A 22962-nucleotide genomic window follows, 5' to 3' on the forward strand; every position below is an offset into this window, starting at 1 on the left:
CCGGTGCGCACCGCCACGCGGGGCGCGTTGACGGGCCCGGTGCGCACCGCCACGCGGGGCGCGTTGACGGGCCCGGTGCGCACCGCCACGCGGGGCGCGTTGACGGGCCCGGTGCGCACCGCCACGCGGGGCTGGACGGGCAGCTGGGCGACGTCCACGGGCGGCTACGGCGGTGGGGCCCTGGACGGACCGCACACTGCGGCTGGTCGCGCACACCTCGGCCGGCGGGCCCCGGGTGCGGGTGCGGTTCGACAACACCTTCGCGGCGGCGCCGGCGCGGATCGGCCGCGCGACGGTGGCGGTGCGGGCCTCGGGCGCCGCCTCCCGGGGCGCACCGGTGCCGCTGTCGTTCGGCGGCGAGGCGGGCGTGGTGATCCCGGCCGGGGCACAGGCCCACAGCGATCCCCTCGGCTTCACCGTGCCCGCCGACGCCGATCTGCTGCTGAGCTTCCATCTGCCCGGCACGGTGACGGCGGCGCCTCCGCACCGGCTGGCTCAGCAGCGGTCGTACGTCAGCGAGCCGGGTGACCATACGGCCGACGCCTCCGCGGCGCCCTATACCTCGGTGATCACCGCATGGCCGCTGCTCGCCGGGGTCGACGTGGGCGGCGGGCCCGGGTCGGTGGTGCTGCTGGGGGACTCGATCACCGACGGCGACCGGTCCACGGTGGACGCCAACCGGCGCTGGCCGGACGTCCTGGCCGGCCGGCTGCTGCGGCAGGACGACGTCCCGCGCTACGGCGTGCCGAACCAGGGGACCTCGGGCAACCGCGTGGTCACCGACCGCTACCCGGGCGACGGGGTCTCCGCGGACGCGGCCGGGGTGAGCGCTCTGCACCGCTTCGACCGGGACGTCCTCGCACAGCCGTCGACGCGTACGGCGGTCGTGTTCGAGGGCGTCAACGACCTGCGCTGGGGCGCCTCGGCGCAGCAGGTGATCGCCGGGCTGCGGGAGATCGCCGCGCGCGGGCACGCCCGGGGCGTGCGGATGCTCGCCGTGACGATCCTGCCCTGCGAGGGCGAGGCCCGCTGCACGGCCGCGGTCGACGCCGAGCGCGTCGCGGTGAACGAGTGGGTCAGGGAAGGCGGCGTCTTCGACGGGGTCCTGGACTTCGACGCCGTGGTACGCGACCCGGACCGTCCGGCCCGCATGCTGCCCGCGTACGACAGCGGGGACCATCTGCATCCGGGCGACGCGGGTCTGGCGGCGCTGGCCGGGGCGGTGGACCTGCGGCTGCTGCGGCCCTAGCCGGGGCGCCGGGGCCGCCGCGCGGGCGGGAAGGTCAGACGTCGAGGTCCACCACGACCGGCGCGTGGTCCGACGCGCCCTTGCCCTTGCGCTCCTCGCGGTCGACGTAGGCGTCGCTGACCGCCTTGGCGAACGGCGCGTTGCCGTACACCAGGTCGATGCGCATGCCGCGGTTCTTCGGGAAGCAGAGCTGGCGGTAGTCCCAGTACGTGAAGGGGTGGTCGTACTTCAGGGGCCGCGGGACCACGTCGGACAGGCCCGCCTCGCGCAGGGAGGCCAGGGCCGCGCGCTCGGCGGCCGTGACGTGGGTGGAGCCCTCGAAGGCGGCGGGGTCGAAGACGTCGTCGTCCGTCGGCGCCACGTTGTAGTCCCCCATCACCGCGAACGGGCGGCTGCCGGCCGCGTCACCGGCGACGGCGGCCCTGAGGGCGTCGAACCACTGGAGCTTGTAGGCGTAGTGCGGGTGGTCGACCTCGCGGCCGTTCGGCACGTAGACCGACCAGACGCGGATCGGGCCGCAGGTCGCGGAGATGGCGCGGGGCTCCACGGAGCCGTCGAAGCCGGGGTCGCCCGGCAGGCCCTTGACGACGTCCTCGACACCGACGCGGGAGAGCACCGCCACGCCGTTCCACCGGCCGGTGGCGTGGACCGCCGCCTCGTAGCCCAGCTCGCGCAGCTGCTCCGACGGGAACTGCGCCTCGGAGACCTTGGCCTCCTGGAGGCACAGCACGTCCGTGCCGCTGCTCTCCAGCCAGGCCAGGAGCCGGGGCAGGCGGGCGGTGATCGAGTTCACGTTCCAGGTGGCGATGCGCATGTCCCACAACCTACCCGGAGGGTCTGACAAGCCCGCCCGGCCCCGTCAGACCTCGGCGGAGTCCCCGGGCGTCAGCCGCAGGTGCTCGGAGCCGCCGAGCTGCCCGATCTGGCGGTCGTAGATCGGCCGGGCAAGGTCGGTGAGCAGGGCGTCGTGGATGTCGTAGGCCCGCTGCGGCCGCACTTCGCGGACGTAGTCGATGACCTCGCTGATCTTGTTCCAGGGAGCCATGACGGGGAGCATCAGCGTCTCGACCCGCCGGTCGGGGACGGTGAGGGCGTCGCCGGGGTGGAAGACCCGGCCGCCGTCGATCAGATAGCCGACGTTGGTGATGCGCGGGATGTCCGGGTGGATCACCGCGTGCAGCTCGCCGTGGACCTGGACGTCGAATCCGGCGGCGGTGAAGGTGTCGCCGTGGCCGACGGTGTGGACACGGCCCGGGAAGGCCGGGGAGATCTTCTCCGCGACCGCCTTCAGGGTCCAGATCTCAGCCGCCGGGTTGGCCTCCATCCCGGCGCGCAGCCGGGACTCGTCGAAGTGGTCGGGGTGCTCGTGGGTCACCAGGATCGCGTCCGCGCCGAGCGCCGCGTCCTCCTCGGTGAATCCGCCGGGGTCGAGGACGAGGGTCCGGCCGTCCTTCTCCAGACGGACGCAGGAGTGCGACTTCTTCGTGAGCTTCATGCCTCCATCCTGCCCCGCGCTCCCGCGCCCGGGCTCACTCCTGGGGCGTGGTCTCCTCCAGGACGACCTGCTGCGCCACCTTGAACGCGCTGTTGGCCGCCGGTACGCCGCAGTAGACGGCCGTCTGCAGCAGCACTTCCCTGATCTCGTCCGGGGTGAGGCCGTTACGCAGGGCGGCCCGGGTGTGGAAGGCCAGCTCGTCGAGGTGGCCGCCGGCGACCAGTGCGGTGAGGGTGATGCAGCTGCGGGTGCGGCGGTCGAGCCCGGGGCGGTCCCAGATCTCGCCCCAGGCGTAGCGGGTGAGGAACTCCTGGAACTCCCCGGAGAAGTCGCCGGCCTGCTCCAGCGCCCGGTCGACGTGGGCGTCGCCGAGTACCTCGCGGCGGACCTTGATGCCGGCGTCGTAGGGGTCGGGCCGGCCCTCGGGTTGCGGCGGCACGGCGGCGGGGGCGATCTCGGCGACCGGCCCGGTCTGCGAGGGCTGCGCCGACACCGGTGACGGGGCCGGCTTGAGGGCGGCGGCCGTGGGAAGGGCGATCTGGCCGGTGGAGGTCTCGAAGGCGGGCTGCCAGGCGGTGGAGAAGTGCCGCACGAGCAGGTCCGTGACCGCCGCGGGCTGCTCCACGGGTACCAGGTGGGAGGCGCCGGGTACGACGGCGAGGCGGGCGTCGGGGATGCCGGCGACCAGGGTACGGGCCTCGGCGGGGCCGGTGACCTGGTCGTCCGAGCCGACGAGCACCAGGGTGGGCACGCCGATGCGCCCGAGCTCGGTCCGGATGTCGAAGGAGGCGAGCGCCTCGCAGGCGGCGATGTAGCAGCCGGGGTCGGTGGTGCGCACCATCTGCACGGCCCACTCGGTGATCGCGGGCTGCGCGGCGGCGAACCCGCCGGTGAACCAGCGCTCGGGGGCGGTGCGGGCGATGGGGTCGAGGCCGTTGGTGCGGACGATCACGCCGCGCTGCCGGAACTCGTCGGCCGTGCCGAAGCGCGGCGAGGCCGCGATCAGGGCGAGGGAGGCGAGGCGCTCGGGGTGGCGCAGGGCCAGCTCGATGCCGACCGCGCCGCCCAGCGCGCAGCCCGCGTAGCCGAAGCGCTGCACGCCGAGCCCTTCCAGGGTGACCAGCAGCCGGGTCGTGAGGTCGGAGACGGAGCCCGCCGGGTACGCGGGCGCGCCGCCGTGCCCCGGCAGATCGAACCGGAAGACGCGCCACTGCCTGACCAGTTCGGGGATCTGGCGGTCCCACATGTGCCAGGTGGTACCCAGTGAGGGACCCAGGATCAGGACCGGAGCGTCTTCCGGCCCGTCAAAGCGGTATTGCAGGGTGTTCGGTGGTGTCTCACTCACGCCCCAGACCCTCTCACGTCTCACGACTGTCCCTATAACGAGGGTTGCGACTGCGCAGGTTGAACCGCTCCGGGATGGGTGGAGGCTTTATGCGTTGACTCCAGCCGCCGGCTGGGGCTTGTGTTGTGGTTGGTCTCGTGCTCGTGGGGCGGGATGTCCCCGATCGCGGTGTGGAGGCGCTGGTTGCTGAACCAGTCGATCCATTCCGCGGTGCCGAGTTCGACGTCGGCGAGGCCGTGCCAGGGCCTGCGGGGCTTGATCAGCTCGGTCTTGTAGAGACCGATCTGGGATTCCATGAGCGCGTTGTCCAGGGCGTCGCCGACGGTGCCGATCGAGGCGTCGATACCCGCTTCGATCAGGTGCGCGGTGAACGCGAACGACGTGTATTGGCTGCCGGCATCCGAATGATGAACGAGCCTCGGTCCAGCGGGAGTTCCGGCGCGCTCTCGACACCACGAGGCCATGTCGAGGACGTCGAGGACGAGCTTGGCCCGCTTGCTGGTGGCGGCGGACCAGCCCACGATCGCCCGGGAGAAGACGTCCACGACGAACGCGACGTAGACAATCCCGGACCAGGTGGCGACATAGGTGAAGTCCGCGACCCATCTCTCGTTCGGCCGGGACGCCGTGAAGTCGCGTTGCAGCAGGTCAGCTGCCCGATCATGGCCGTCGTCCCGGACGGTGGTGCGAATCTTCTTCCCTCGCCGGGCGCCCTCCAGGCCCAGATCGCGCATCAGCCGGGCGACGGTGCAGCGGGCCACCGGTATGCCCTCGCGATGCAGCTGCCGCCAGACCTTCCTGACCCCGTAGACCCCGAAGTTGTCCGTGTGGACGCGGCTGATCTGCGTCTTCAGCTCCGCGTCGCGGACTGTTCGGGTGTTGGATGTGCGGTTCCTCGCCGCGTAATAGGTGCTCGTCGCGATCTTCAGACCGTGGCTGGTCAGGACCCGGCAGATCGGCTCGACTCCGAACACCTTGTTGAACTCGTCGATGAACGCTACGAGCGCTTCGACGGCCGGTCGAGCTCGGCCGCGAAGAAAGCCGAAGCCGCCTTGAGGATCTCGTTCGCCCGCCGCAGTTCGGCGTTCTCCGCCTTCAGGCGCTTGATCTCCGCAGCCTCGTCCGAAGTCACGCCCGGGCGCCGGCCGGCATCGACTTCGGCTTTGCGGACCCAGGTCCGCACCGTCTCAGCAGCACCGATCCCGAGCTTCGCGGCGACCGCCTTCATCGCGGCCCACTCGGTCGGGTAATTCGGGCGGACCTCCGCGACCATGCGCACCGCACGCTCACGCAGCTCAGCAGGAGAGGGGGACGGACGTGCCATGGCTCGATCCTCTCAGGGAATCGAGCCTCCATCAGACCCGGAGCGGTTCAGGGACCACTCGACGCCCACTCACTTTCCGCCGTCTGCTCCGTAGGCGTCTCCGCGGGGCAGGGGGCCGAAGCCGGCGTGGCGGCCGGGGCGGGCGGCAGCGTGGCGCTGCCCGGGGCCGGGCCCACTGCGGGCGGCGAGGGCGTCGGCGACGGGGCCGGTGGTGAAGGCGTAGACGGCCTTGTGGAGAAGGTCCACGGCGAGCTCCTGGCGGGGCCAGGTGGCCGGTGGGGCGCCGACGCCGGTCGCGTTTTCCAGGATCTGGTCGTTGGTGATGCGGACGACGGTGAACTTGGCGGAGGCGATCGGTCCGCGCAGTCCGGTCTGCGCCATGACCGACCGCAGCACTCCGAGAAGGGCCGCCTGGCCGTAGTGCATGGCCCAGTTGACCGGCAGCGGCTGTCTGCCGGAACGTTCAGGCAGGCCGGTCAGCCGCTGGAGAACCCGTGCGGGCACATGGGAGTCGGGGCGGCCGGTGACGGCCTGCTCGATCTTCTCACCGAAGGTCATCACGACTCCCCCGGCGGTGCCGGCGAGCAGTCCCTGCCACAGTGCGCGCTTGAGCATGTCCCGGCGAGTACCCGCTACGACCGCCTTCACCCGGGTGGTCGGTGCCCCGCACCAAGCGGACGCCCGGAGAAGCCGATCGGCCTCGGTCGCAGACCGCCTCTGCCCGGGGGATTCCGCCCACGCTCCGATCACCAAGGACCAGACCGTCGAGGAGCTGGGGGGAGGCAACAGCGTCCTGGTGCGGCAACGCCGTGAGCACCAGGAGATGGACCGGCTGATGGACCAGTACCTGACCCTCGACGACCTCCACCAGCGCGAACGGGTCCTGAAGCAGGTCGTCCAACTGGTCTTCAGCCACGCCTTCGCAGAGGAGACGGTGCTGTGGCCCGCCGTACGGGCCTCGGTCCCGGACGGCGAGGAACTGACGGCCCGGGTCGAGGAAGAACATCAGCAGATCAACGATCTCGTCGCGGACATCGAGCGCCTTCCCGCCGGCGATCCAGAACGTGAGGACAAGGTGCGGCGGGCCTTCGCCCTGATACGGCAGGACATCAGGGACGAGGAAGACCTTCTCCTCCCCCGGTTGCAGGACGCGGTGGACACCGCCCGGCTGCGCAAACTCGGCATGACCTGGGCGGCGGTACGACAGACCGCCCCGACACATCCGCACCCCGTCATCCCCCGCCGGCCTCCCGGGAAGGCCCTGCCGGGTGTACCGCTGAGCGTCTACGACCGGGTGCGAGACGCTCTGGGCATCGGCAGCTCCGGGTTACGACGAGGAAGGTGATCGCGCCCACGCCGGACTGCTCGCTGTCGCCCACGTGGGCGTCGCCGCACAGCAGCCGACACTCGGCTCCGGCACTCGGCTGTCGGCTGTCGGCTGTCGGCTCCATGAGCCCCTCGGAAGATCGGTCCGGCAGAAACGAGCCCCGGACTCGATCACTCGGCCGCGCGATGGCCGGAGTCCCGGTGGCAAGTTGTTTGTCGCCGCCCGCGGAAGTGACCCGGTCGCTGTCAGGCCGCGCGCAGCGGCCAGGGCTGGTGCTCGACGGACGTCTCCCACCTCGCGGCACTAGGAGGATCTGCCGGGTCCCCCGGCACCAGGACCGCCTCGCGCCCGGCCTGTTCCAGCCAGTGCGGCCACGCAGTCGCCGGCCACCGCTGTTACTGGTGGATTGCTGAAAGGGAGCTGTAGCCGTCGTGTCGGTGCGCGAGCACTCACTGTTGCCGGCTCTGGTCGGTGATGTGGTGGGCGGAGTCGCGGGCCTGATCGGCGACGGTGCCGGCCTGATCGCGCGCTTCTTCCTGGGTGGCGCGGACGGCCTGGCCAGCGGTGTCCTTCACTTCCTCCGCCGCGCTCTTTGCTGCCTCTTGGGTGCCTTCCTTCAGGTTCTGCGCGGACTCGAGCGCGGCCTGCTTCACCGGTTCGAGGACTTCTTGACCTTGTCCCATCAGGCCGGAGGCTGCCTGCTGTTCGCTCTGCGAAGTCGGCAGCAGGGAAGAGGCCAGCACCCCGGTGCCGAAGGCGATCAGACCGGCGGCCAGTGGATGCCCTAGTGTCTGTCGCATGGCCTGTTCGGGCGCCTGCCTGACCGCTTCACCGGCCTGCTGGGCCGCGTCGCGGGCAGCGCCGGTGGCCTGCCCGGCGCTTTCCTGCAGGGAACCGGTTGCCGACTGAGCGTTGCCGGCGAGGCTTTGTGCGGTGTCGGAGGCGGAGCCCATGACCCGCTCCCGCAGGCCGGTGACCCTGTCTCGTACCCGGTCAGTGCGGCGGCGGACGATCTGGCGGGGGCTGGCCCGGTCGGCGAGCCGGTTCACATCGGTGGACAGGCGGTCGCGGGTGGCGTCGATGTCCGCTCTCAGCTGGTCGGGTGACGTGCCCATTGCGCGTTCTCCTTCATCGTTTCGACGGTCTTCTCGGGCGTGGGGGAGACGGTGCGCATCCTGGCGCGGCCCCGCGCATAGAGCACGGCTGCCACCACGGCCCATACGGCGGTGACGATCAGTGCGGCCCAGCCGGCGTCCATCACGTTGGCCAGTCCGAGGACGGCGGCCAGAGACAGAAAAAGCAGGGTCATGTAGCCGGCGAACCCGGCACCGCCGTACATGCCTGCCGCCTTGCCGGCCTTGGTCGCTTCCTGCCGGACCTCGGTCTTGGCCAGCTCGACCTCCTGACGGAAGAGGGTCTGGACGTCCGAGGTCACCTGAGACAGCAGCTCACCCACGGAACGGTCCCCACCGTAGGAGCCGCCGCGGTTCGGCTGGATCGAGGACATCTCACACCCCCGGATGCGGAGGCGCCGGCATGTCACCAGCAGCCGGACTCGTGGGCGGCACGGGCGGCGGCGTGTACGGCGCGGCCGGCGGCGACACCGGTTGCGGTGGTGTCCACTGACCGGCCCCCGGCGGTGGCGTCGGCATGTCAGGCTCGGCCGAGTATTCCGTCGGCACCCCTCCCGCGGACTGCTCCTGCCCGCCGTCGCCGGACTGCGCGGCCTTGCCTGCCACCTTCCCCAGACGCCCCACGGCCAGCCCGGCCAGCAACGCCCCGCCCAAGAACAATCCAGGGCGCCGACGGGCGAATCTCTGAAGGTCGCCGACGATGCCTTCGACCCCTTGCTTGTCCACGTAGTCGGCCGCCCGATGTCCGCGGTCGGCAACCTGTGACACGACGCTGCGGGCGGGCGAGTCGCCCGGAGCGTTCTCCGCGAGCTCAGCAAGGTCCTGTGCCCACTCCCGCAACGCTCCCGCGGCCCGCCTGGTCTGTGCTTCACCTTCGTTCATGACACGGCTGCGCAGGTCCTGCACGACTGAGCCGGCCTGCTGCCGTGCCTCGTCCGCGACCTCCTTCGCGTGCTGGACGGCGGTAGATGCCACCTGGCCCGTGGCCTGTCTGGCTTGATCGGCGGTCGCCGACGTCTCGGCCATGGCTGTCTGCCCGGCCTGCTGCAGCCTTTCGCCCCCGTCATGTACCGACTCACTCATCAGCAACTCTCCTCAACGCGCCAGCCCCATGGCTCTCACGGGGTGCTTCCCCCCGAGTGACTGCTTAGAGAGCATTCACACTTATTTGCGAGAAACGCGTGAATCGGCGGATGGTCGCCGGCAGCGCAGACCGAGTCGCACCCGCAACTACACCAGGACTGCCAGAGCCGGGCCGTCGCAGCGCAGCAGCAGGCCAAGCAGGCCGAAGTTGACGAACGCGAGCGCCAGGAGCAGGAGTGCGGCCTCCAGGAGCAGGAAGCCGAGCAGGCCACGCAGAAGGCCGGGGCCAGCTCTCCCGCTTCCGCACCGGACCCGGGTAAGCGAGCGTGACGTAGTCCTGCGCAAGCCCGCGCTGTTGGTGGCGACTGGCGATCTGCGCCGGGAGTCGTCCGGGCGCCGGGCCACGCTCCCGCTCCGCCTCCGCGGAACCGGTCTGCTTCGGTCACGCTCCCGCTCCCTCACTCGACCCGATCGCGCTGGGAGGGGCACGTACCCCTCGTACGGACGGATGAGCGGGTGCGATCGCAAATCAGACACCCGAAAGAGTGACAGGCACGCACCGCGCGAGTTGCCAACCGCGTCGTGCGCGCCAGCGCGTTCGATCTTCCAGAGAAGCCGCACCGGAGTGCTCCGGTGCGGCCTCACCGTCTCACGGATCCGCGCAGAGATCCCGCCAGGACGGCCTCGGGCGGAGCCTCGCCGTATCACCCGCGTATCACACAACCATCACCAACTGCGCAGACGCTCCCGGACCACGTAGCTCTGACCTGCAATTCCATGCCCGCACTGGAGTGGCGTAGACGCCCCTGGACGGTCTCTACAACCTGTGCCAGGTGGTACCCAGGGAGGGACCCAGGATCAGGACGGGAGCCTCTCTGGCCCGTCAAAGCGGTATTGCAGGGTGTTCGACGGTGTCTCACTCACGCCTCAGACCCTCTCACGTCTCACGAAATCTCACACGGCCAGGTGAACCCGGCGGCTCGTGGCCCTCGCGGCGCGGCACGCCCGGCACCGCCGAGACCCTCATGGGTCCACGTACGGGTTCTTCGATGTGCACGCCCGACCGTGGGGACAGCGCGTCCTCCCGGCTCGCGCACCCTCCCAATCCCTGCGCCGCACAGCTTCCCACCCTCGGCACGGCTTCCAGACGGTCTGGTTTGCAGCAAAGCGTGTAGTGCCGTCACCAAGGATCGGCATGACGCACCTGAAAACCTCCGCGACTTCACCACCGGGTTCGAGATCGCCGGGCCGGTTCGCGATGCACCGGCTCGTTCCGCAGGCCCTGATCTCGTTCCTCCGCGCACACCCGGACATCGATGTCAGGGTGTCCGAGAGCCGCACCCCACAGACCGTGCGGATGCTGGCCGACGGCGAGGCGGACCTGGGGGTCGTCCTGGACGACGAGGCCCGCGACTGCGGTCTGCGCATGGAGCCCCTCGGCGATGACTCCCTCGTCGTGATCGGCCAGACTGGAGGAATCCTTGCCGGACGGGCCGCGCTGACCTACAGCGAGGCCGCCGAGCACCCTCTCGTCGGGCTCAACGACGACTCCTCGCTGCGCCGCTGGATCGAAAAGCACCTGGGGCCCCACGCTCCGGTGGTGCGCCACCGCACCACCGTCGCCAACCTGAGCGTCCTCGTCGCCCTCGCCGCCGCCGGCGTCGGGCTCGCCGTCGTACCACGTCGTGCCATCGACCCTCACCTGCCCCTCGACGTGTGCGAACTGCAGGACCCGTGGGCTCGCCGCCACCATCTACTGGCCTGGGGCGTCAAGGACAGCACCGCGTCGAAGGCGACGCGGTCACTCGCCGAACACCTGCGCCAGGCGGCCCTGTCTGAACTTTCCTCCCGCAACACCCCCGCACAGCCCGTCAGCCTGCGCCCTTTCCACGGCGACTGACATGATCTCAGTCACACGGTCGTGCAGGAAAAGGGACACGATGGATCGCCGCAACGCGGCACGCACGAATGGCTCCGGCCTTGTGCAGCGCGACACGATCTGCGTGGGCCACGGTGTCTGCCGATACAAGGCGCAGCGAACGCGGTCCGGCCATCAGGGACTTCGTCCGCTTGTCCGACGCCTGGCACGGCCGACCGGACCTGCACGAGGCCCTGATGACCGGCTACGGCCGCCCCCTGACCCCCGCGCATAGCCGTCCCACAGTCTCGCAGCTGTGTTTCCTGCGCGGCAGCGGCTTTTCCCAAGCCGTCGCGTTGCGTGCCGGTCGGCAACTCTTCCTGAGACGTCAAACTCCGCGTGAATCAATATCTGTTCCCGAGGGATCAGATTTTGGGGGGCCGTGCGGCGGGAGTTCTTGGCGCGAGCAGCAGCGCGGAATTGTCCAACGCACAAGGGTCGTTCCGGCGTGCTACTGTCGTTCTCAGTTGCAGTTGTGGTTCCCAAAGCTTCAAGTGCCCCCACCAGGCTTCTGCCGGTCGGAGCGCTTCTGTTTTTCCGGTCATTTCCGGGCGGGGTAATCATCGCGGCGACACGGCGTCCGCGTGGTGCGGATGCCAATGCACTGCCCCAAAGGAGATATGACATGGCTGCTGGTACCGTGAAGTGGTTCAACGCGGAAAAGGGCTTCGGCTTCATCGAGCAGGACGGTGGGGGCGCCGACGTGTTCGCCCACTACTCGAACATTGCCGCGCAGGGCTTCCGTGAGCTGCTCGAGGGCCAGAAGGTGACCTTCGACATCGCGCAGGGCCAGAAGGGCCCGACGGCCGAGAACATCGTTCCGGCCTGACGGTCACGCACAGACTGCAGCTGGGGCCCGCATCCTTCGGGGTGCGGGCCCCAGCTGCACGCGTATCCCGCAGCGGTTTCACCCGCGGGACGACCCGGAGGAATCCGCAGTACCACCGTAAGCGGCTCCTCCCTCAGGACGCAGGCGCATCCTGAAGCGCTGCACCGCAGCCGGCCCCCGGATCGCAAGGTCCCGATCGCGTCACCCATTTCAGCACCCGTGCCCACGGGCGTTTTCGCCGGCAGATCTGCATACTTTTGCCACCGGTCCATACTTGTAATTCTCCGTGCCGTTCATGGGAATTCCTTGATATGTGCCACATCGAGGAAGGTTCCGCATGAACCGCACGTACACGAACGACCGCCCCGCCCGCACCCGTGACGGCCGTGCCGACGCCGGAAGGGGCGGCAGCGGCTACGGCTCGCAGGCACCGCGCCGTACCGGCGCCCCCGTCCGCTCCGGCGGCTACGGCCGTCGGCCCGCCGCAGCCCAGGGTGAGTTCGCGCTGCCCATGACGATCACCCCCGCGCTGCCCGCCGTCGAGGGCTTCGCCGATCTCGACATGCCCGAGCAGCTCCTGGCCGAACTCGGACGGCAGGGTGTGACCGTACCGTTCCCGATCCAGGGAGCGACGCTGCCGAACTCCCTGGCGGGCCGTGACGTGCTGGGCCGCGGGCGCACCGGTTCCGGCAAGACCCTGGCCTTCGGCCTCGCCCTGCTCGCCCGCACCGCTGGACAGCGTGCCGAGCCCCGTCAGCCACTGGGGCTGATCCTCGTACCCACGCGTGAGCTGGCGCAGCAGGTGACCGACGCGCTGACCCCGTACGCCCGCTCCCTGCGGCTGCGGCTGGCCACGGTGGTGGGCGGCATGTCGATCGGCAGGCAAGCCAGTGCGCTGCGCGGCGGAGCCGAGGTCGTCGTCGCGACACCCGGACGGCTCAAGGACCTCATCGACCGTGGCGACTGCCGACTCAACCACGTGGGCATCACGGTGCTGGACGAGGCCGACCAGATGGCCGACATGGGTTTCATGCCGCAGGTCACCGCGCTGCTCGACCAGGTGCGTCCGGAGGGGCAGCGGATGCTGTTCTCGGCCACCTTGGACCGTAACGTCGACCTGCTGGTTCGCCGCTATCTGACCGACCCCGTCGTGCATTCGGTCGACCCTTCGGCCGGTGCGGTCACGACGATGGAGCACCACGTCCTGCACGTCCACGGCGCCGACAAGCACGCCGCCACGACCGAGATCGCCGCCCGCGACGGCCGCGTGATCATGTTCCTGGACACCAAGCACGCTGTCGACCGGCTGACCCAGGACCTGCTCAACAGCGGGGTGCGTGCCGCCGCGCTGCACGGTGGCAAGTCGCAGCCGCAGCGCACCCGCACGCTGGCGCAGTTCAAGACGGGGCACGTCACCGTGCTGGTGGCGACCAACGTCGCGGCGCGCGGCATCCACGTCGACAACCTCGACCTCGTCGTCAACGTCGATCCGCCGACCGACCACAAGGACTACCTCCACCGCGGCGGTCGTACCGCCCGCGCCGGCGAGTCCGGCAGCGTCGTCACCCTGGTCACACCGAACCAGCGCCGAGGCATGGTCCGTCTGATGTCGGACGCCGGAATCCGGCCGCAGACCACCCAGATCCGCTCGGGCGACGAGGCGCTGAGCCGGATCACCGGCGCCCAGGCCCCGTCCGGCATCCCGGTCGTCATCACCGCACCGGTGGTCGAACGTCCCAAGCGCAGCACCACCTCCCGAGGCCGGCGCCGCCCCGCCTCGGCGACCAGGCGCACCCCCGTACGTCAGCCCGGCTTCGGTGCGGCGGCCTAGAACTCTCTGGCCGGGAAGCCCGCCCATCTCTGCAGGAGGCACCTTGTGACGCTGGTTCAGACACGGCACCGCCCGGCGGACGCCGACTCCGTGCACGGGCCGGCGGTGGAGGTCATGGACGCGGCCGGACCGCACGCCTGTGACGACATGAGCGTCGAGGTGGCGCTGGCCGTCATGGCCGCCGCCCGCACGGTCCGACTGGTCGTCTGCGACCAGGACGGCCAGTGCACCGGCCTGGTCATCCGGACCGGACTCGCCGCCGTCCGCGACAGCTCCGACTACACGGACCGTGTCCGCCTGCGCGACATCCTCGGCGACCACGGCTCGTTCGCCTCACCCGTGACCACGATGGCCGAAGCCCACCACGCGATGCGCACCCGTCGGCTCGGTGTCCTGCCGGTGGTCGACGCGCCAGGCAGTGCCCTGGGCATCCTCGCCCTCTCCCGCTGAAACACCTCCCCCCTGGTCGGACCGTTCCTTCCCTCCCTTCTCTCTGTGAGGCCACATGCGCTGCGTCATCGCCCGCTTCCCCTTCGAGCTCACCAAGGGCGGCGTGCTGGAATCGATGAAGGGCATCAAGCCCGAACCGGTCACCGGCGAATCGGTGATCATCGGCCGCCGCCACTACCCCGTCAAGCAGGTCGGCCAGGTCATCACCCGCCAGGACCGCCGTGACTTCAGCGCCGCCGAAGTCCTGCGGGCCATGACTCAGCTCGGCTTCACCTGCCGCGCCGTCCCCGTGGCAGCGCCCCTGGACATGCTCAGCCCGATGCAGCGCGCCTCCGCGATGCTCGGCACCCCTCTCACGGTCTGACCCGGTAGACAGACACGAGCCGAGACCTGACCAGCAGTGTGGGCCCGACCGGTACACCCGTCGGGCCCACACTGCGTGCAGCCGGCTCCCGTCGCCGTCGCCCAGTGGTCGGAACAGCCGGAGGCGCCCACGGTCCAGGCGCCGGCGTCCTCGATAGCAACCCGGTACATCCCGCCCGTCTCCGGGATTCCCGCCGTGCTGCCCTGGAGGATCCGGGCGACATGAAGGTGCAGATGCGCCGGCTGCTCGTCGTCCTTCGCGAGGGCGTCGAAGACGGCGGCGAACTCGCCCAAGCGGGCGGATTCCCTCAGTACATCCGACACCCTCTGCCTCCACACCGCTTCGGCAGCCAACCGACCGGTGATGTCAGCGCCACCGGTGGCCACGCATCTGGTTGCTCTGGGCTGACTTCACCAGGGCGGCAACGTCAACCGGCAACTCGTCAGACGGCGTGAGGCGGACCATATTCGCCGGCCATGCGGCTGCTTGAGCGGTGACGCCACCGAGCAAGGAAGGCGCTCACGGTCTTGCCGCCGGAGGCCCGGGCGGGTGACCGCCGTGGCGTGGGCGAGGCGGGTGACCATAGGCCAGCCGAAGCCCACGGTGCCGCCGTTCAGGTCAGGGGTGCGCATGCGCGGCACATGCCGACTGGGATCGTGAACGGCGACCTCGATGGTGTGGGGTGCGCAGTCAGTTCCAGTGTGCAGCGGCCCCCACCGTAGCGCAGGGCCTTGGTGACCGGCTCGGACACGACCAGGCTGTCCCCGCGTCAGGGGCAACGGCCGGCTGCTGCAAACCTTCGAGGAAGGCTCGTATCCGTGCGCCGGCGATGGCTGTCGTGGAACGGACGGCTGCGGCGCTGGCACTCACCGTGATCATCAGGGTCACCCCGGTCTCCGCATAGTCCATGCCTCTGCCCGTGCCTACCCAGCCCCTGTGCACCGCCCCTCCACCCGCCAACCCCGCAGAGCCACAGTGCTCGCCTGAAGGGGACGGAGGACCACAGTCGATGCATGGCGGCACCTGCTGCCGTGAGCCCGTGTCTCAGCAGCCCGCGGTCTGCTCGCGTCAGGGGCCGTGCCGGTTCGCCGCGAGTTGCTCGATCATCCCGGGATCGCCGAGGGCGGCGCGGGGCCTCCTGCCACGCTCGTCAGCGGCCGTCCTGCGGGGGCGCCACGGGCGGAGACTCCGTCCCGGCCGGTGGAGTGCCCCACGAGACGCAGCGTTGGCCGGTGCCCGCCGACGGTAGCCGCGGCGCAGTCGGCGACGTCACGATCAGCCCGACGTGCTGCGCGGCGAGGGTCCCTGCGCGCCGGACTGAACCCCGAAGCGGCCTGAACCATCCATCGACTGGTCGAGGCAGACTGGTCGGGACGGACTACCTCATCTTCGAGCACGTGGAAATCTATGCCAGCCGGAGTAGACTTTCGTCGGCAGTGTGGTTATGGTTTCTCTCGTAGCCGAGATCGAGCAAGGCCCGGAGAGATGAACTGCCGGGCAGTGGTACGCAGTTGCAGTTCGCAGGACGGTGCGGTGGTGGAGTTCCGAAGCCAGAGCGGTTGCAGGACGGCGACGGGACTGACGACCGGACCGGGCGGCCCGCAGTGATCAGGGGCCGCCATGAGCAGTACCGCAGTGGCATTACCAGTAAGTGAAGGTTCGCAGTACACAGCAGTGAAGTCAGTGAGCAGTGCCTCGGTGAAGGCGTCGGCTGCTGGCGCGCGCACCGGGAGGTTCGGCAGTGGGGTTCTAAGCCCGAGCAGACGCAGGACGGGCGACGGGGCTGGCTGTCGAAGGGTGGCGCTGTTCGAGGCCACCAGCAGTTTGCGGTACCAGTAGTTCCTGGTTTCCGTTAGTGAGTAGTTGCTCAAGAGGGAAGAACGGAGGAGCTGAGCGCCATCAGGATCGCCCGGGTGGAAGTCATGGACCCGGGTACCGCAGGACATCGATAGTGAGGTGGTCTCCGGTCAGGCAAGAGCGATCCCCGCGCCCCCGACAGCTTCTGGGTCGGGTCCGCGGAAACAGAGGGCCGGTGCAGTATCGGGGCCGGCAGATGGTGTAGTAGTTCCTTCGGGGCCCTGGTGCCAGTACGGCGTCAGGGCCCCTCCACGCGTTCCGCAGAGAGGTGCAATGACAGCAGACGACACGTTCGGCCGTCTCGATGACGACGATTACCCCGCCTACACCATGGGCCGGGCCGCTGAACTGCTCGGTACCACACAGGGCTTCCTCCGTGCCATCGGCGAAGCCCGCCTCATCACCCCCCTCCGCTCCGCAGGCGGCCACCGCCGCTACTCCCGCTACCAGCTGCGCATCGCTGCCCGCGCCCGGGAACTCGTCGATCACGGGACCCCCATCGAGGCCGCCTGCCGGATCATCGTCCTCGAAGACCAGCTCGAGGAAGCCCAGCGCATCAACGCCGAATATCGCCGCGCCGCCGAGTCAGCGACCCCGACGGCAGCCGCGTGAGATGAGCGTGCCCGTCAGCGTCGGCGGGCACCGCGCGCACGGTCCCGTGTGCGGCTGTGATCATTTCCTGTGGTCACGCGGTGTGTGGGCGTGTAACGTCTGCGTCAGCTGTCGTGGTTCGGAATTCCCTCCTGCCCACGCCTATGGTGTGGGTGTTTTGCTGTGGTGTGCCGCAGGGACCAGGGCGATCACCTCCGTCTGCCACAGGGAGTGGGAGACGTTCATCGGCTGGAAGGCATGAGACATGGCAACGGGAACTGTGAAGTGGTTCAACGCGGAGAAGGGCTTCGGCTTCATCGCCCAGGACGGCGGCGGCCCGGACGTCTTCGCGCACTACTCCGCGATCAACTCCACAGGCTTTCGTGAGCTCCAGGAGGGCCAGGCCGTGACGTTCGACGTCACCCAGGGCCAGAAGGGTCCGCAGGCCGAGAACATCAACCTGGTCTGACCTCAGGACCTACCCGAGAGATCACGCACGCCGCGTCCAGGTGGCCGCCGCCCTGCGGGCCCTGCCACCCACCCGGACGAAGCCGCCTGCTCTCGTACCGGGCCGGCAGGATCAGGGGCCGCGCAGCAATGGCTGCGCGGCCCCTGATCTGTCCAGGCCCCCGGGCCGGTGCGACTTCGGCGCGGAACCTCCCGACCTCAGTCGCTGCAAGCGTCGTCGGGCACGGGATCCGCATGTCCTGCGCGGCTGCCGTGCAGCGTGGAGGAGCCGCCGCTCAGACGCTCGTCCAGGCGTCCAGGAAGGCTTTCCGTCCAGCCGGATCGTCCGACCTGCGGTCTGCGTGCAGGACGCGCCAGGCGGTGAGCTCGATATCCCGGAGCCACAGTTCTCCGATGACCTGTGTCTTGAGGTCGGGCAGATGGTCGGACTCGACGAGGGCCTGACCGATCACCTCCCCGGCCGCGACGCGCTGGGGCGGGGTCATCTCGTCGACGGCCGAGAGGACCTGCCGGGCCAGGGCGGTTCCTTCTCCTGCCAGCGAACGCAGCACCGGAGCCTTGATGTTGACGGGCAGCAGGTACGCGGTGCCCGACGACCTCCACAGGTCCGACCAGAAGCGTTCTCCTGCCTTGGTGGGGGCAGGCAGCGCGGCCAGCAGCCCGAGGAGACGGCCGATGGCCGCATAGCCATCGGAGTGGGCGGCCGCGACCACGGCAATCCCGGCGACGCGCTCCACGCTGAGCTGGCCGGCTTCGAGATGCGGAGCCAGGTCCAGTTGGTGATCCAACTGGTCTCCGAGGGCGGTGGATAGGTGGGAGCGGACCTCAGGAAGCATCGGCGATCCTTGCGCGTAGGTGAGCGGAGATGCCCGTTCGGAAGCCCAGATCGTTCCCATGACCAGCCGTTCTACTCGGCTTCGGCAGGCCCAATCGGCGGTAGCGTCAACAGGACTGGAGTTCACACGGTGGCGAACCGGCCCGGGCCCTGGCGACGTGAGCGACCGGCCGGCCCGTGCTGCGGACCTCACGGACGGCCCGCTCGCGAAGGTCGTCCGGCTATGTGCGTGGCGCCGGCACTTCGTGGTTCTCCTTCGGGCCAGGATCACAAGCCTGACTTCAGGGGCTCCACGCATCCGGGGTCGACTCAGTGATGGGTCGGGCCCGGCGGTGTCGATCCCCGGTGACGCCAGCCCCGGGTCCGCTTCCGGCCCGGCCGCACGAGAACGGCGTCCGGGCACCTGCGCGATCCGTGCCGCCAGCTCCTCCGGACACGCCCGCACCGTCACCGCCTCGGCCGCGACTGCCGCCGCCAGACGGTCACAGGCGGCGGACGAGATGCGAAAGGTCCCTCTCAGGCATCGGTGGGCCGCCTTCCCTCCGCCAGCAGATCCAGCAGTTCCTCGGCCCACGACGGGTCGTAGCGGTCGAGGCGGGGCACACCCCCCTTGTCGGGGTCGCCCGTCCACTGGACGTGTGCGCCCGGGTTGTGGGCCGCGTATCCTCCGGGCGCGAACAGGTGAGGGCTGCCCTGGACGTCAGGGCCCTGGGCGACGCGGAACTGCTCGTAGACGTCCGCGCGGCCGGCACCGCGCTCGAGCGCACGGGCCAAGGCCCGTTCGTCTATGTGCTCACACCCTGCGGCGACGTCCAGGATCTCGGAGGGGATGCTGACGCAGCGGCTTTCGACGTAGAAAGCGTGACGCAGTCCGGCGTCCAGCTCGTCGCTGCCGCGCAGGCCACCGACGGACGGGTCCTTCGCGGCCTGGACTGCTTCCATCGCGGGGAGCATCGTCGAAGGATAGTCGTACTCCCGGCCGGCCCACAGGCGCCAGCCGAGGTCGGGTCGGTGTGCGGAGATCACCACGATCTCGGGTTCCACGATGAACTTGGGCGTGGGCTGGTGGTTGAACAACTCCAGCGGGAAGGACCGGTGGTCGATCAGGAGGTCCTGCTCCCGGGCACGGGCCGCCGTGCGCAGCGTGTGCAGTGCGAGGGTGGCCCAGGGGCACCCCAGGTCCGACCAGACGGTGACGGGGCGTGGTTCCGGGGCAGCGCTCATGTGTCCTCCTCGGTAGCGGCACACACACCGAGGTCCCCGATGTGTGTGCCGCGTCGTAAGTCCCATGGTGACGCGCGCGCGGTACCCGACGCCCGGTGCCGGAGCTACTTCGTCAAGTCACCCTGCCTGAGGCTCCCAGGGGTTGCCCCGAGGACCGGGGCGGTGGTCCGCACACCGTCCGAACCATGCTCTCCGGATGGGGCTTCCGGCGGAGAGGAGGGCGATGGTGGCCCGGCCACCGCTGTCCGTCACAAGTTGTGTGCTCTGCGTACCTGGGATGGGAAACCCGCCTGCCGCACATTGGACGGGCAGCCCTTCGGATCGTCTTCGTCTACTCCCGATGGAGGGTCCGTCCATGAGTGTGGTCGCGCTGAGCCCTGACCAAGAGCAGAGTCCGACCATGCAGGAGCAGTCGTACGCGCCTCCGTGCAACGTGTCGCTGCCGGAGATGTGTTCACTGCTGTTCGCCTCCCTGCCCCGCAGTGACCAACGCCGCAGGGGTATGGAGTACATACGTGGTTTGCTGGAGGTGAGGGGACGCAAATCGATACGCAACATCGCCGCGCTCGCCGGTGGACAGGCGACGGAGCAGAGCCTGCACCACTTCATCAGCGACTCGAGTTGGGGATGGGGTCCGGTGCGCCGGGCACTGGCCCGGTACACGGACAGTGTGGTCCCACCACAGGCGTGGGTGGTGCGGCCGATGATCATCCCCAAGGCCGGGCGGCACTCAGTCGGAGTGGAGCGGCGTTTCTTCCCGGAGCACGGCCAGATGCTCAACGCCCAGCAGGCCGTGGGTGTCTGGGCGGTCGGTGAGGAAGCGAGCGTGCCGGTCAACTGGCGGCTGCAGCTCTCCCCGGCCTGGTGCGCGGAGGACCGTCGGCGCCGCGCGTCCATCCCGGACGACGCCTCGGCGGAAACCCTCGGTGAATGCGCGCTCCGGGCCTACCTGGAGACGGTGGCATGGCGACTGCCGTCCCGTCCCCTGGTGATGGACGCCCGTGGCGGTGACGTCATCCCGACGGTGACGCACCTCCTCAAACGGGGCTTGCCGATGATGCTCAGGGTGGACGACTCCCTGCGGATGTCGGTGACGGACCCCGCGCTGAAGGGGCTGGACACCACCCCCAGGCCGGTGCGCCAGATCATGGGCGCGAGCCGGGGCCTGCAGCGGCCGGTGGTGTGGCCGAGTGACGGCGGGGGGACGGCCAGGTGTTCCGGGCTGGTCACAGCCGTACGGGTGGCGCTCCCCACCGCCGCGGGCCGGCGGGCCGGACGCGGGCACGGTGACCTGCTCCTGCTGGGGCTGGGGAACAACGACGGGCGCCGGCCACGGGAGATGTGGCTGACCGACCTGATGTCGGTTCCCCCCGCGTCCCTGATGCGGCTGCGGGGGATGATCCAGCAGGTCGACCAGGATCTCGCCCGCGGTGCCGACCAGGTGGGGATCCGCGATTTCGCCGGACGCTCCTACCGCGGCTGGCACCGGCACGTCACCCTCGCGTCCGCCGCGCACGCCCTGGCGACCCTGGGTGACACGGACGACGCAGAACTCGGCTATGCGTCCTGATCCCCGGCCGACTCGTCGCGCTCGCGCAGTACACGCCGTATCCGGGACATCCGGAGCGCGAGCTGGATCTCCAGGGCGCGGTCGGATCTCTGCCAGTCGGAGCCGATCAGCTCGCTGATGCGCTCCAGCCGGCGGGTCACGGTGTTGGGGTGCACGTGGAGCTGCTCGGCCGCGTACGTGGGACTGCCTGCGGTGTCGAAGTAGGCGTCCAGGGTGCGGATAAGTTCCGTCAACCGCTGCTCGTCGTAGTCGAGCACCGCTCCTATGGTGCTCTGGATGAAGTGGTCGGCGTCCACCTGGTCCGACAGCAGCAGCCCCAGGAACCCGAGCTGGTGAGTCGAGGCGGAGGTTCCTGCGGCGCCCAGGGCGGTCATCGCGTCGAGACAGCGTGCCGCTTCCCGGTATCCGTGGAGGACCGCACCAGGGTCCGACACGGGTCCGGCGCCGCTGACCGTGGGCGGACGGCCGGGCAGGGACGACAACTCGTCGTGCACCGTCCGGGCGGCGGCGCCCGGGTCGGTGCCCGGCAGAAGCAGCACGATGTCGCCCTCGTGCGTCGTCTGGAGCCCGTTCAGGCGGCGTGCGCAGGTCGACGCCCGGGTCACCGCGTGTGCGTGCACGCCGTCTTCGAGGCGGGCGATCACGACGACTTGCGGCTCATCGAGGCTGATACCCAGCCGGCGGGCGCGCCGCTCCAGCAGGGCGCGGGGGCGGGGGACACTGATCAGCAGGTCCTCGAGCAGTTCGTCGCGGCACTGCCCGTCCATCGCCGTACCACCGCCCTCCTGCAGGGACAGCAGCACCGCGACCACGCGCGCCGCGTACCGCAGCAGCTGCGCGGTGCCGCCGGTCAGGGCCGGACCGGCCTGGACGCACAGGGCGCCCAGGTGGTGACCGCCGGCGAGGACCGGCACGCACCAGATGCCGTCCTGCAGAGGGGTGGGCGAGGGATCCAGCAGCACACCGGCGTCCTTGGTGGCGCGGGCGAACTCCTCGCACCTCTCGGACAGGTCGCCGGCCGCGGCGATCGTGGTGCCGTGCGGGCCGCACAGCAGCACCGGAGCACCCAGTCTGCGGTGGCACTCCTCCACCAGCAGCTGCGGGTCACAGCCGTCGAGCACCAGGTCGAGCAGTGCCCCCTGGGTCTCCGTGAGCCCGCGTGTTTCGGCCAGCTCCGCCTCGGCGCGCGACAGCCGTTCCCGCAGGGCCGACGTCTCCGTGAGTGTCTCCTCCAGGAACACGGCCCGCGACAGCGCCACACCGCCCATCTCCGCGAGCATGTTCGTCAGTGCTATCTCGTCGGCGGAGAAGTGGCGCACGCTGCGGTCCGCCACGTGCAGCGATCCGACGGAGACGGCGCCGCGGCTCAACGGCACGGCGAGCACGGCGTGCAGTCCCTCGGCGCCGATCCACTGATCGAGCTCGGCCGCGTGCCGGAAGCTGTCGTCCGCCAGGTAGTCGGAGGTCCACAGCGGCGCGCGGTGTGCCAGCACGGCGGCCGCGAGCCCGGCTCCCTCCGGTAATCGCAGCCGCGTGTTGAGCATCGTGACGTGACCGTCGAGCGAGTGCAGCCGGAGCGCCCCGGCGTCGTCGGTGGCGGGCAGGGTGACCCAGGAGACGTCGACCCCGAGCAGCAGCCGCGCCCGGCGGGTGATGATCTTGAGGGTGTCCTCGACCGTGTGCGGACTCGCCAGATCGGAGGCCGTGTCGACGAGCGTGGCGAGGGCGGCGCTCCACTGCTGGCGACGCTCGAGCCGGGCCTGGATGCCGAGGGCCAGCCGTTTGATCCGTTCCACCGTGCGCAGGTCGACGCCGGTCACGCCCTGTCTTCGCGCCTCCTCGACCACGGCTTCGAAGCGGTTCGCCGACGCTTCACCGGCCAGCAGGTCCAGCAGGTCCAGCACAGCCGCCACCGCTTCGTCCTTCGTCCGCGACACGAGGCCCTCCGGTGTTTCGTTTCCCAACCGACGGCAGTGACGGTGCACGACGGCTGAGTCGCACGGGCCACAGTTCCACCGGTGCAACGGGAGGACGCCCGCGTGCATTCCGCAGGCCGCGCCCGCGAACCG

The 22962-nt window shown here is 70.2% G+C and carries 20 protein-coding genes and 4 pseudogenes; 10 read left to right on the plus strand and 14 right to left on the minus strand.

The genetic code is table 11. The features are described 5' to 3' along the window. Positions 1–111 precede the first annotated feature (111 nt). A pseudogene (locus ACFW6P_RS10050) lies at positions 112–1249 on the plus strand (SGNH/GDSL hydrolase family protein); the annotation flags it as partial. A gap of 34 nt (positions 1250–1283) precedes the next feature. Here the strand turns inward: ACFW6P_RS10050 and ACFW6P_RS10055 are convergent. From ACFW6P_RS10055 to ACFW6P_RS10075, 5 genes are all read right to left on the minus strand, one after another. Next, the gene (locus ACFW6P_RS10055; protein ID WP_386354704.1) at positions 1284–2063 is read right to left on the minus strand and encodes an exodeoxyribonuclease III; all 780 of its coding nucleotides are present in this window, start codon (positions 2061–2063) and stop codon (positions 1284–1286) included. A 45-nt stretch (positions 2064–2108) separates the two neighbouring features. Next, entirely contained in the window at positions 2109–2744 is a 636-nt protein-coding gene (locus ACFW6P_RS10060) for an MBL fold metallo-hydrolase (RefSeq protein ID WP_386354701.1), read from the minus strand. Between the two features lie 34 nt (positions 2745–2778). Further along, positions 2779–4089, minus strand: coding sequence for a 4-carboxymuconolactone decarboxylase (pcaC, locus tag ACFW6P_RS10065; protein ID WP_386354698.1), 1311 nt, complete (start codon positions 4087–4089; stop codon positions 2779–2781). Positions 4090–4121: 32 nt separating this feature from the next. After that, positions 4122–5413 (minus strand): IS3 family transposase gene (locus ACFW6P_RS10070; protein ID WP_386423366.1). Its coding sequence is split into 2 segments (ribosomal slippage): positions 4122–5131 and positions 5131–5413, totalling 1293 coding nucleotides; the frame shifts between segments, so codons are not numbered across the junction. A 69-nt stretch (positions 5414–5482) separates the two neighbouring features. After that, positions 5483–6028, minus strand: a complete 546-nt coding sequence (locus ACFW6P_RS10075; protein ID WP_386423368.1) for a hypothetical protein — start codon at positions 6026–6028, stop codon at positions 5483–5485. On the opposite strand from ACFW6P_RS10075, the gene ACFW6P_RS10080 reads away from it, so the two are divergent. Beyond that, on the plus strand, positions 6027–6758 hold the full coding sequence (locus ACFW6P_RS10080) for a hemerythrin domain-containing protein (RefSeq protein WP_386423414.1): 732 nt from the start codon (positions 6027–6029) through the stop codon (positions 6756–6758). The genes ACFW6P_RS10075 and ACFW6P_RS10080 overlap by 2 nt on opposite strands. A gap of 431 nt (positions 6759–7189) precedes the next feature. On the opposite strand, the gene ACFW6P_RS10085 is transcribed toward ACFW6P_RS10080, so the two are convergent. From ACFW6P_RS10085 to ACFW6P_RS10100, 4 genes and pseudogenes are all read right to left on the minus strand, one after another. Further along, positions 7190–7855, minus strand: a complete 666-nt coding sequence (locus ACFW6P_RS10085; RefSeq protein ID WP_386423370.1) for a DUF3618 domain-containing protein — start codon at positions 7853–7855, stop codon at positions 7190–7192. Continuing rightward, entirely contained in the window at positions 7831–8196 is a 366-nt protein-coding gene (locus tag ACFW6P_RS10090) for a phage holin family protein (RefSeq protein ID WP_386423371.1), read from the minus strand. Before ACFW6P_RS10090 ends, ACFW6P_RS10085 begins: the two co-directional genes overlap by 25 nt. A 52-nt stretch (positions 8197–8248) precedes the next feature. Continuing rightward, positions 8249–8956, minus strand: a complete 708-nt coding sequence (locus ACFW6P_RS10095; RefSeq protein WP_386423372.1) for a hypothetical protein — start codon at positions 8954–8956, stop codon at positions 8249–8251. Between the two features lie 826 nt (positions 8957–9782). Continuing rightward, a pseudogene (locus tag ACFW6P_RS10100) lies at positions 9783–9880 on the minus strand (3-oxoadipate enol-lactone hydrolase); the annotation flags it as partial. A gap of 271 nt (positions 9881–10151) precedes the next feature. Between ACFW6P_RS10100 and ACFW6P_RS10105 the strand changes: the two are divergent. The 5 genes from ACFW6P_RS10105 to ACFW6P_RS10125 all read left to right on the plus strand — a co-directional run bounded on the left by ACFW6P_RS10105 (position 10152) and on the right by ACFW6P_RS10125 (position 14348). Beyond that, a complete protein-coding gene (locus tag ACFW6P_RS10105; RefSeq protein WP_386423374.1) occupies positions 10152–10856 on the plus strand; it encodes a LysR substrate-binding domain-containing protein in 705 nt (234 codons plus the stop codon). Between the two features lie 643 nt (positions 10857–11499). Beyond that, a complete protein-coding gene (locus ACFW6P_RS10110; protein WP_023586116.1) occupies positions 11500–11703 on the plus strand; it encodes a cold-shock protein in 204 nt (67 codons plus the stop codon). Positions 11704–12040: 337 nt separating this feature from the next. After that, entirely contained in the window at positions 12041–13534 is a 1494-nt protein-coding gene (locus ACFW6P_RS10115) for a DEAD/DEAH box helicase (RefSeq protein WP_386357905.1), read from the plus strand. A 45-nt stretch (positions 13535–13579) separates the two neighbouring features. Then, positions 13580–13984 (plus strand): CBS domain-containing protein, encoded by a 405-nt coding sequence (locus ACFW6P_RS10120; RefSeq protein WP_386357903.1) that lies wholly within the window; start codon positions 13580–13582, stop codon positions 13982–13984. Between the two features lie 55 nt (positions 13985–14039). Further along, complete coding sequence (locus ACFW6P_RS10125) at positions 14040–14348, plus strand: SCO5918 family protein (protein ID WP_386357901.1); 309 nt, start codon at positions 14040–14042, stop codon at positions 14346–14348. Positions 14349–14452: 104 nt separating this feature from the next. Here ACFW6P_RS10125 and ACFW6P_RS10130 read toward each other — a convergent pair. Together ACFW6P_RS10130 and ACFW6P_RS10135 are read right to left on the minus strand one after the other, a co-directional pair. Then, a pseudogene (locus tag ACFW6P_RS10130) lies at positions 14453–14813 on the minus strand (hypothetical protein); the annotation flags it as partial. Positions 14814–14850: 37 nt separating this feature from the next. Beyond that, positions 14851–15227: pseudogene (locus tag ACFW6P_RS10135) on the minus strand (ATP-binding protein); the annotation flags it as partial. A 1251-nt stretch (positions 15228–16478) separates the two neighbouring features. On the opposite strand from ACFW6P_RS10135, the gene ACFW6P_RS10140 reads away from it, so the two are divergent. Both ACFW6P_RS10140 and ACFW6P_RS10145 read left to right on the plus strand, forming a co-directional pair. Then, positions 16479–16817: a MerR family transcriptional regulator gene (locus tag ACFW6P_RS10140; RefSeq protein WP_386357899.1), complete on the plus strand. Its 339-nt coding sequence runs from the start codon at positions 16479–16481 to the stop codon at positions 16815–16817. Positions 16818–17061: 244 nt separating this feature from the next. Next, entirely contained in the window at positions 17062–17265 is a 204-nt protein-coding gene (locus ACFW6P_RS10145; protein ID WP_055495910.1) for a cold-shock protein, read from the plus strand. Positions 17266–17539: 274 nt separating this feature from the next. On the opposite strand, the gene ACFW6P_RS10150 is transcribed toward ACFW6P_RS10145, so the two are convergent. Then, positions 17540–18100, minus strand: a complete 561-nt coding sequence (locus tag ACFW6P_RS10150) for a hypothetical protein (RefSeq protein ID WP_386357897.1) — start codon at positions 18098–18100, stop codon at positions 17540–17542. A gap of 515 nt (positions 18101–18615) precedes the next feature. After that, positions 18616–19323, minus strand: a complete 708-nt coding sequence (locus ACFW6P_RS10155) for a DsbA family protein (RefSeq protein WP_386357895.1) — start codon at positions 19321–19323, stop codon at positions 18616–18618. A 400-nt stretch (positions 19324–19723) separates the two neighbouring features. Between ACFW6P_RS10155 and ACFW6P_RS10160 the strand changes: the two genes are divergently transcribed. Next, complete coding sequence (locus ACFW6P_RS10160; protein WP_386357893.1) at positions 19724–20893, plus strand: IS701 family transposase; 1170 nt, start codon at positions 19724–19726, stop codon at positions 20891–20893. Here the strand turns inward: ACFW6P_RS10160 and ACFW6P_RS10165 are convergent. Continuing rightward, the gene (locus ACFW6P_RS10165) at positions 20881–22806 is read right to left on the minus strand and encodes a helix-turn-helix domain-containing protein (RefSeq protein WP_386357891.1); all 1926 of its coding nucleotides are present in this window, start codon (positions 22804–22806) and stop codon (positions 20881–20883) included. The two genes, ACFW6P_RS10160 and ACFW6P_RS10165, sit on opposite strands and share 13 nt — an antisense overlap. Between the last annotated feature and the right edge of the window lie 156 nt (positions 22807–22962).

The organism is Streptomyces sp. NPDC058741, assembly GCF_042746715.1.
GTDB lineage: Bacteria > Actinomycetota > Actinomycetes > Streptomycetales > Streptomycetaceae > Streptomyces.

What these genes read in the sequence shown, in the direction of transcription:
- ACFW6P_RS10055 (WP_386354704.1), bottom strand. Translation starts at nt 2,063, where the DNA reads ATGCGCATCGCCACCTGGAACGTGAACTCGATCACCGCCCGCCTGCCC.
- ACFW6P_RS10060 (WP_386354701.1), bottom strand. Translation starts at nt 2,744, where the DNA reads ATGAAGCTCACGAAGAAGTCGCACTCCTGCGTCCGTCTGGAGAAGGAC.
- ACFW6P_RS10080 (WP_386423414.1), top strand. Translation starts at nt 6,027, where the DNA reads ATGTCCCGGCGAGTACCCGCTACGACCGCCTTCACCCGGGTGGTCGGT.
- ACFW6P_RS10075 (WP_386423368.1), bottom strand. Translation starts at nt 6,028, where the DNA reads ATGCTCAAGCGCGCACTGTGGCAGGGACTGCTCGCCGGCACCGCCGGG.
- ACFW6P_RS10085 (WP_386423370.1), bottom strand. Translation starts at nt 7,855, where the DNA reads ATGGGCACGTCACCCGACCAGCTGAGAGCGGACATCGACGCCACCCGC.
- ACFW6P_RS10095 (WP_386423372.1), bottom strand. Translation starts at nt 8,956, where the DNA reads ATGAGTGAGTCGGTACATGACGGGGGCGAAAGGCTGCAGCAGGCCGGG.
- ACFW6P_RS10105 (WP_386423374.1), top strand. Translation starts at nt 10,152, where the DNA reads ATGACGCACCTGAAAACCTCCGCGACTTCACCACCGGGTTCGAGATCG.
- ACFW6P_RS10110 (WP_023586116.1), top strand. Translation starts at nt 11,500, where the DNA reads ATGGCTGCTGGTACCGTGAAGTGGTTCAACGCGGAAAAGGGCTTCGGC.
- ACFW6P_RS10115 (WP_386357905.1), top strand. Translation starts at nt 12,041, where the DNA reads ATGAACCGCACGTACACGAACGACCGCCCCGCCCGCACCCGTGACGGC.
- ACFW6P_RS10125 (WP_386357901.1), top strand. Translation starts at nt 14,040, where the DNA reads ATGCGCTGCGTCATCGCCCGCTTCCCCTTCGAGCTCACCAAGGGCGGC.
- ACFW6P_RS10140 (WP_386357899.1), top strand. Translation starts at nt 16,479, where the DNA reads ATGACAGCAGACGACACGTTCGGCCGTCTCGATGACGACGATTACCCC.
- ACFW6P_RS10145 (WP_055495910.1), top strand. Translation starts at nt 17,062, where the DNA reads ATGGCAACGGGAACTGTGAAGTGGTTCAACGCGGAGAAGGGCTTCGGC.
- ACFW6P_RS10150 (WP_386357897.1), bottom strand. Translation starts at nt 18,100, where the DNA reads ATGCTTCCTGAGGTCCGCTCCCACCTATCCACCGCCCTCGGAGACCAG.
- ACFW6P_RS10155 (WP_386357895.1), bottom strand. Translation starts at nt 19,323, where the DNA reads ATGAGCGCTGCCCCGGAACCACGCCCCGTCACCGTCTGGTCGGACCTG.
- ACFW6P_RS10160 (WP_386357893.1), top strand. Translation starts at nt 19,724, where the DNA reads ATGCAGGAGCAGTCGTACGCGCCTCCGTGCAACGTGTCGCTGCCGGAG.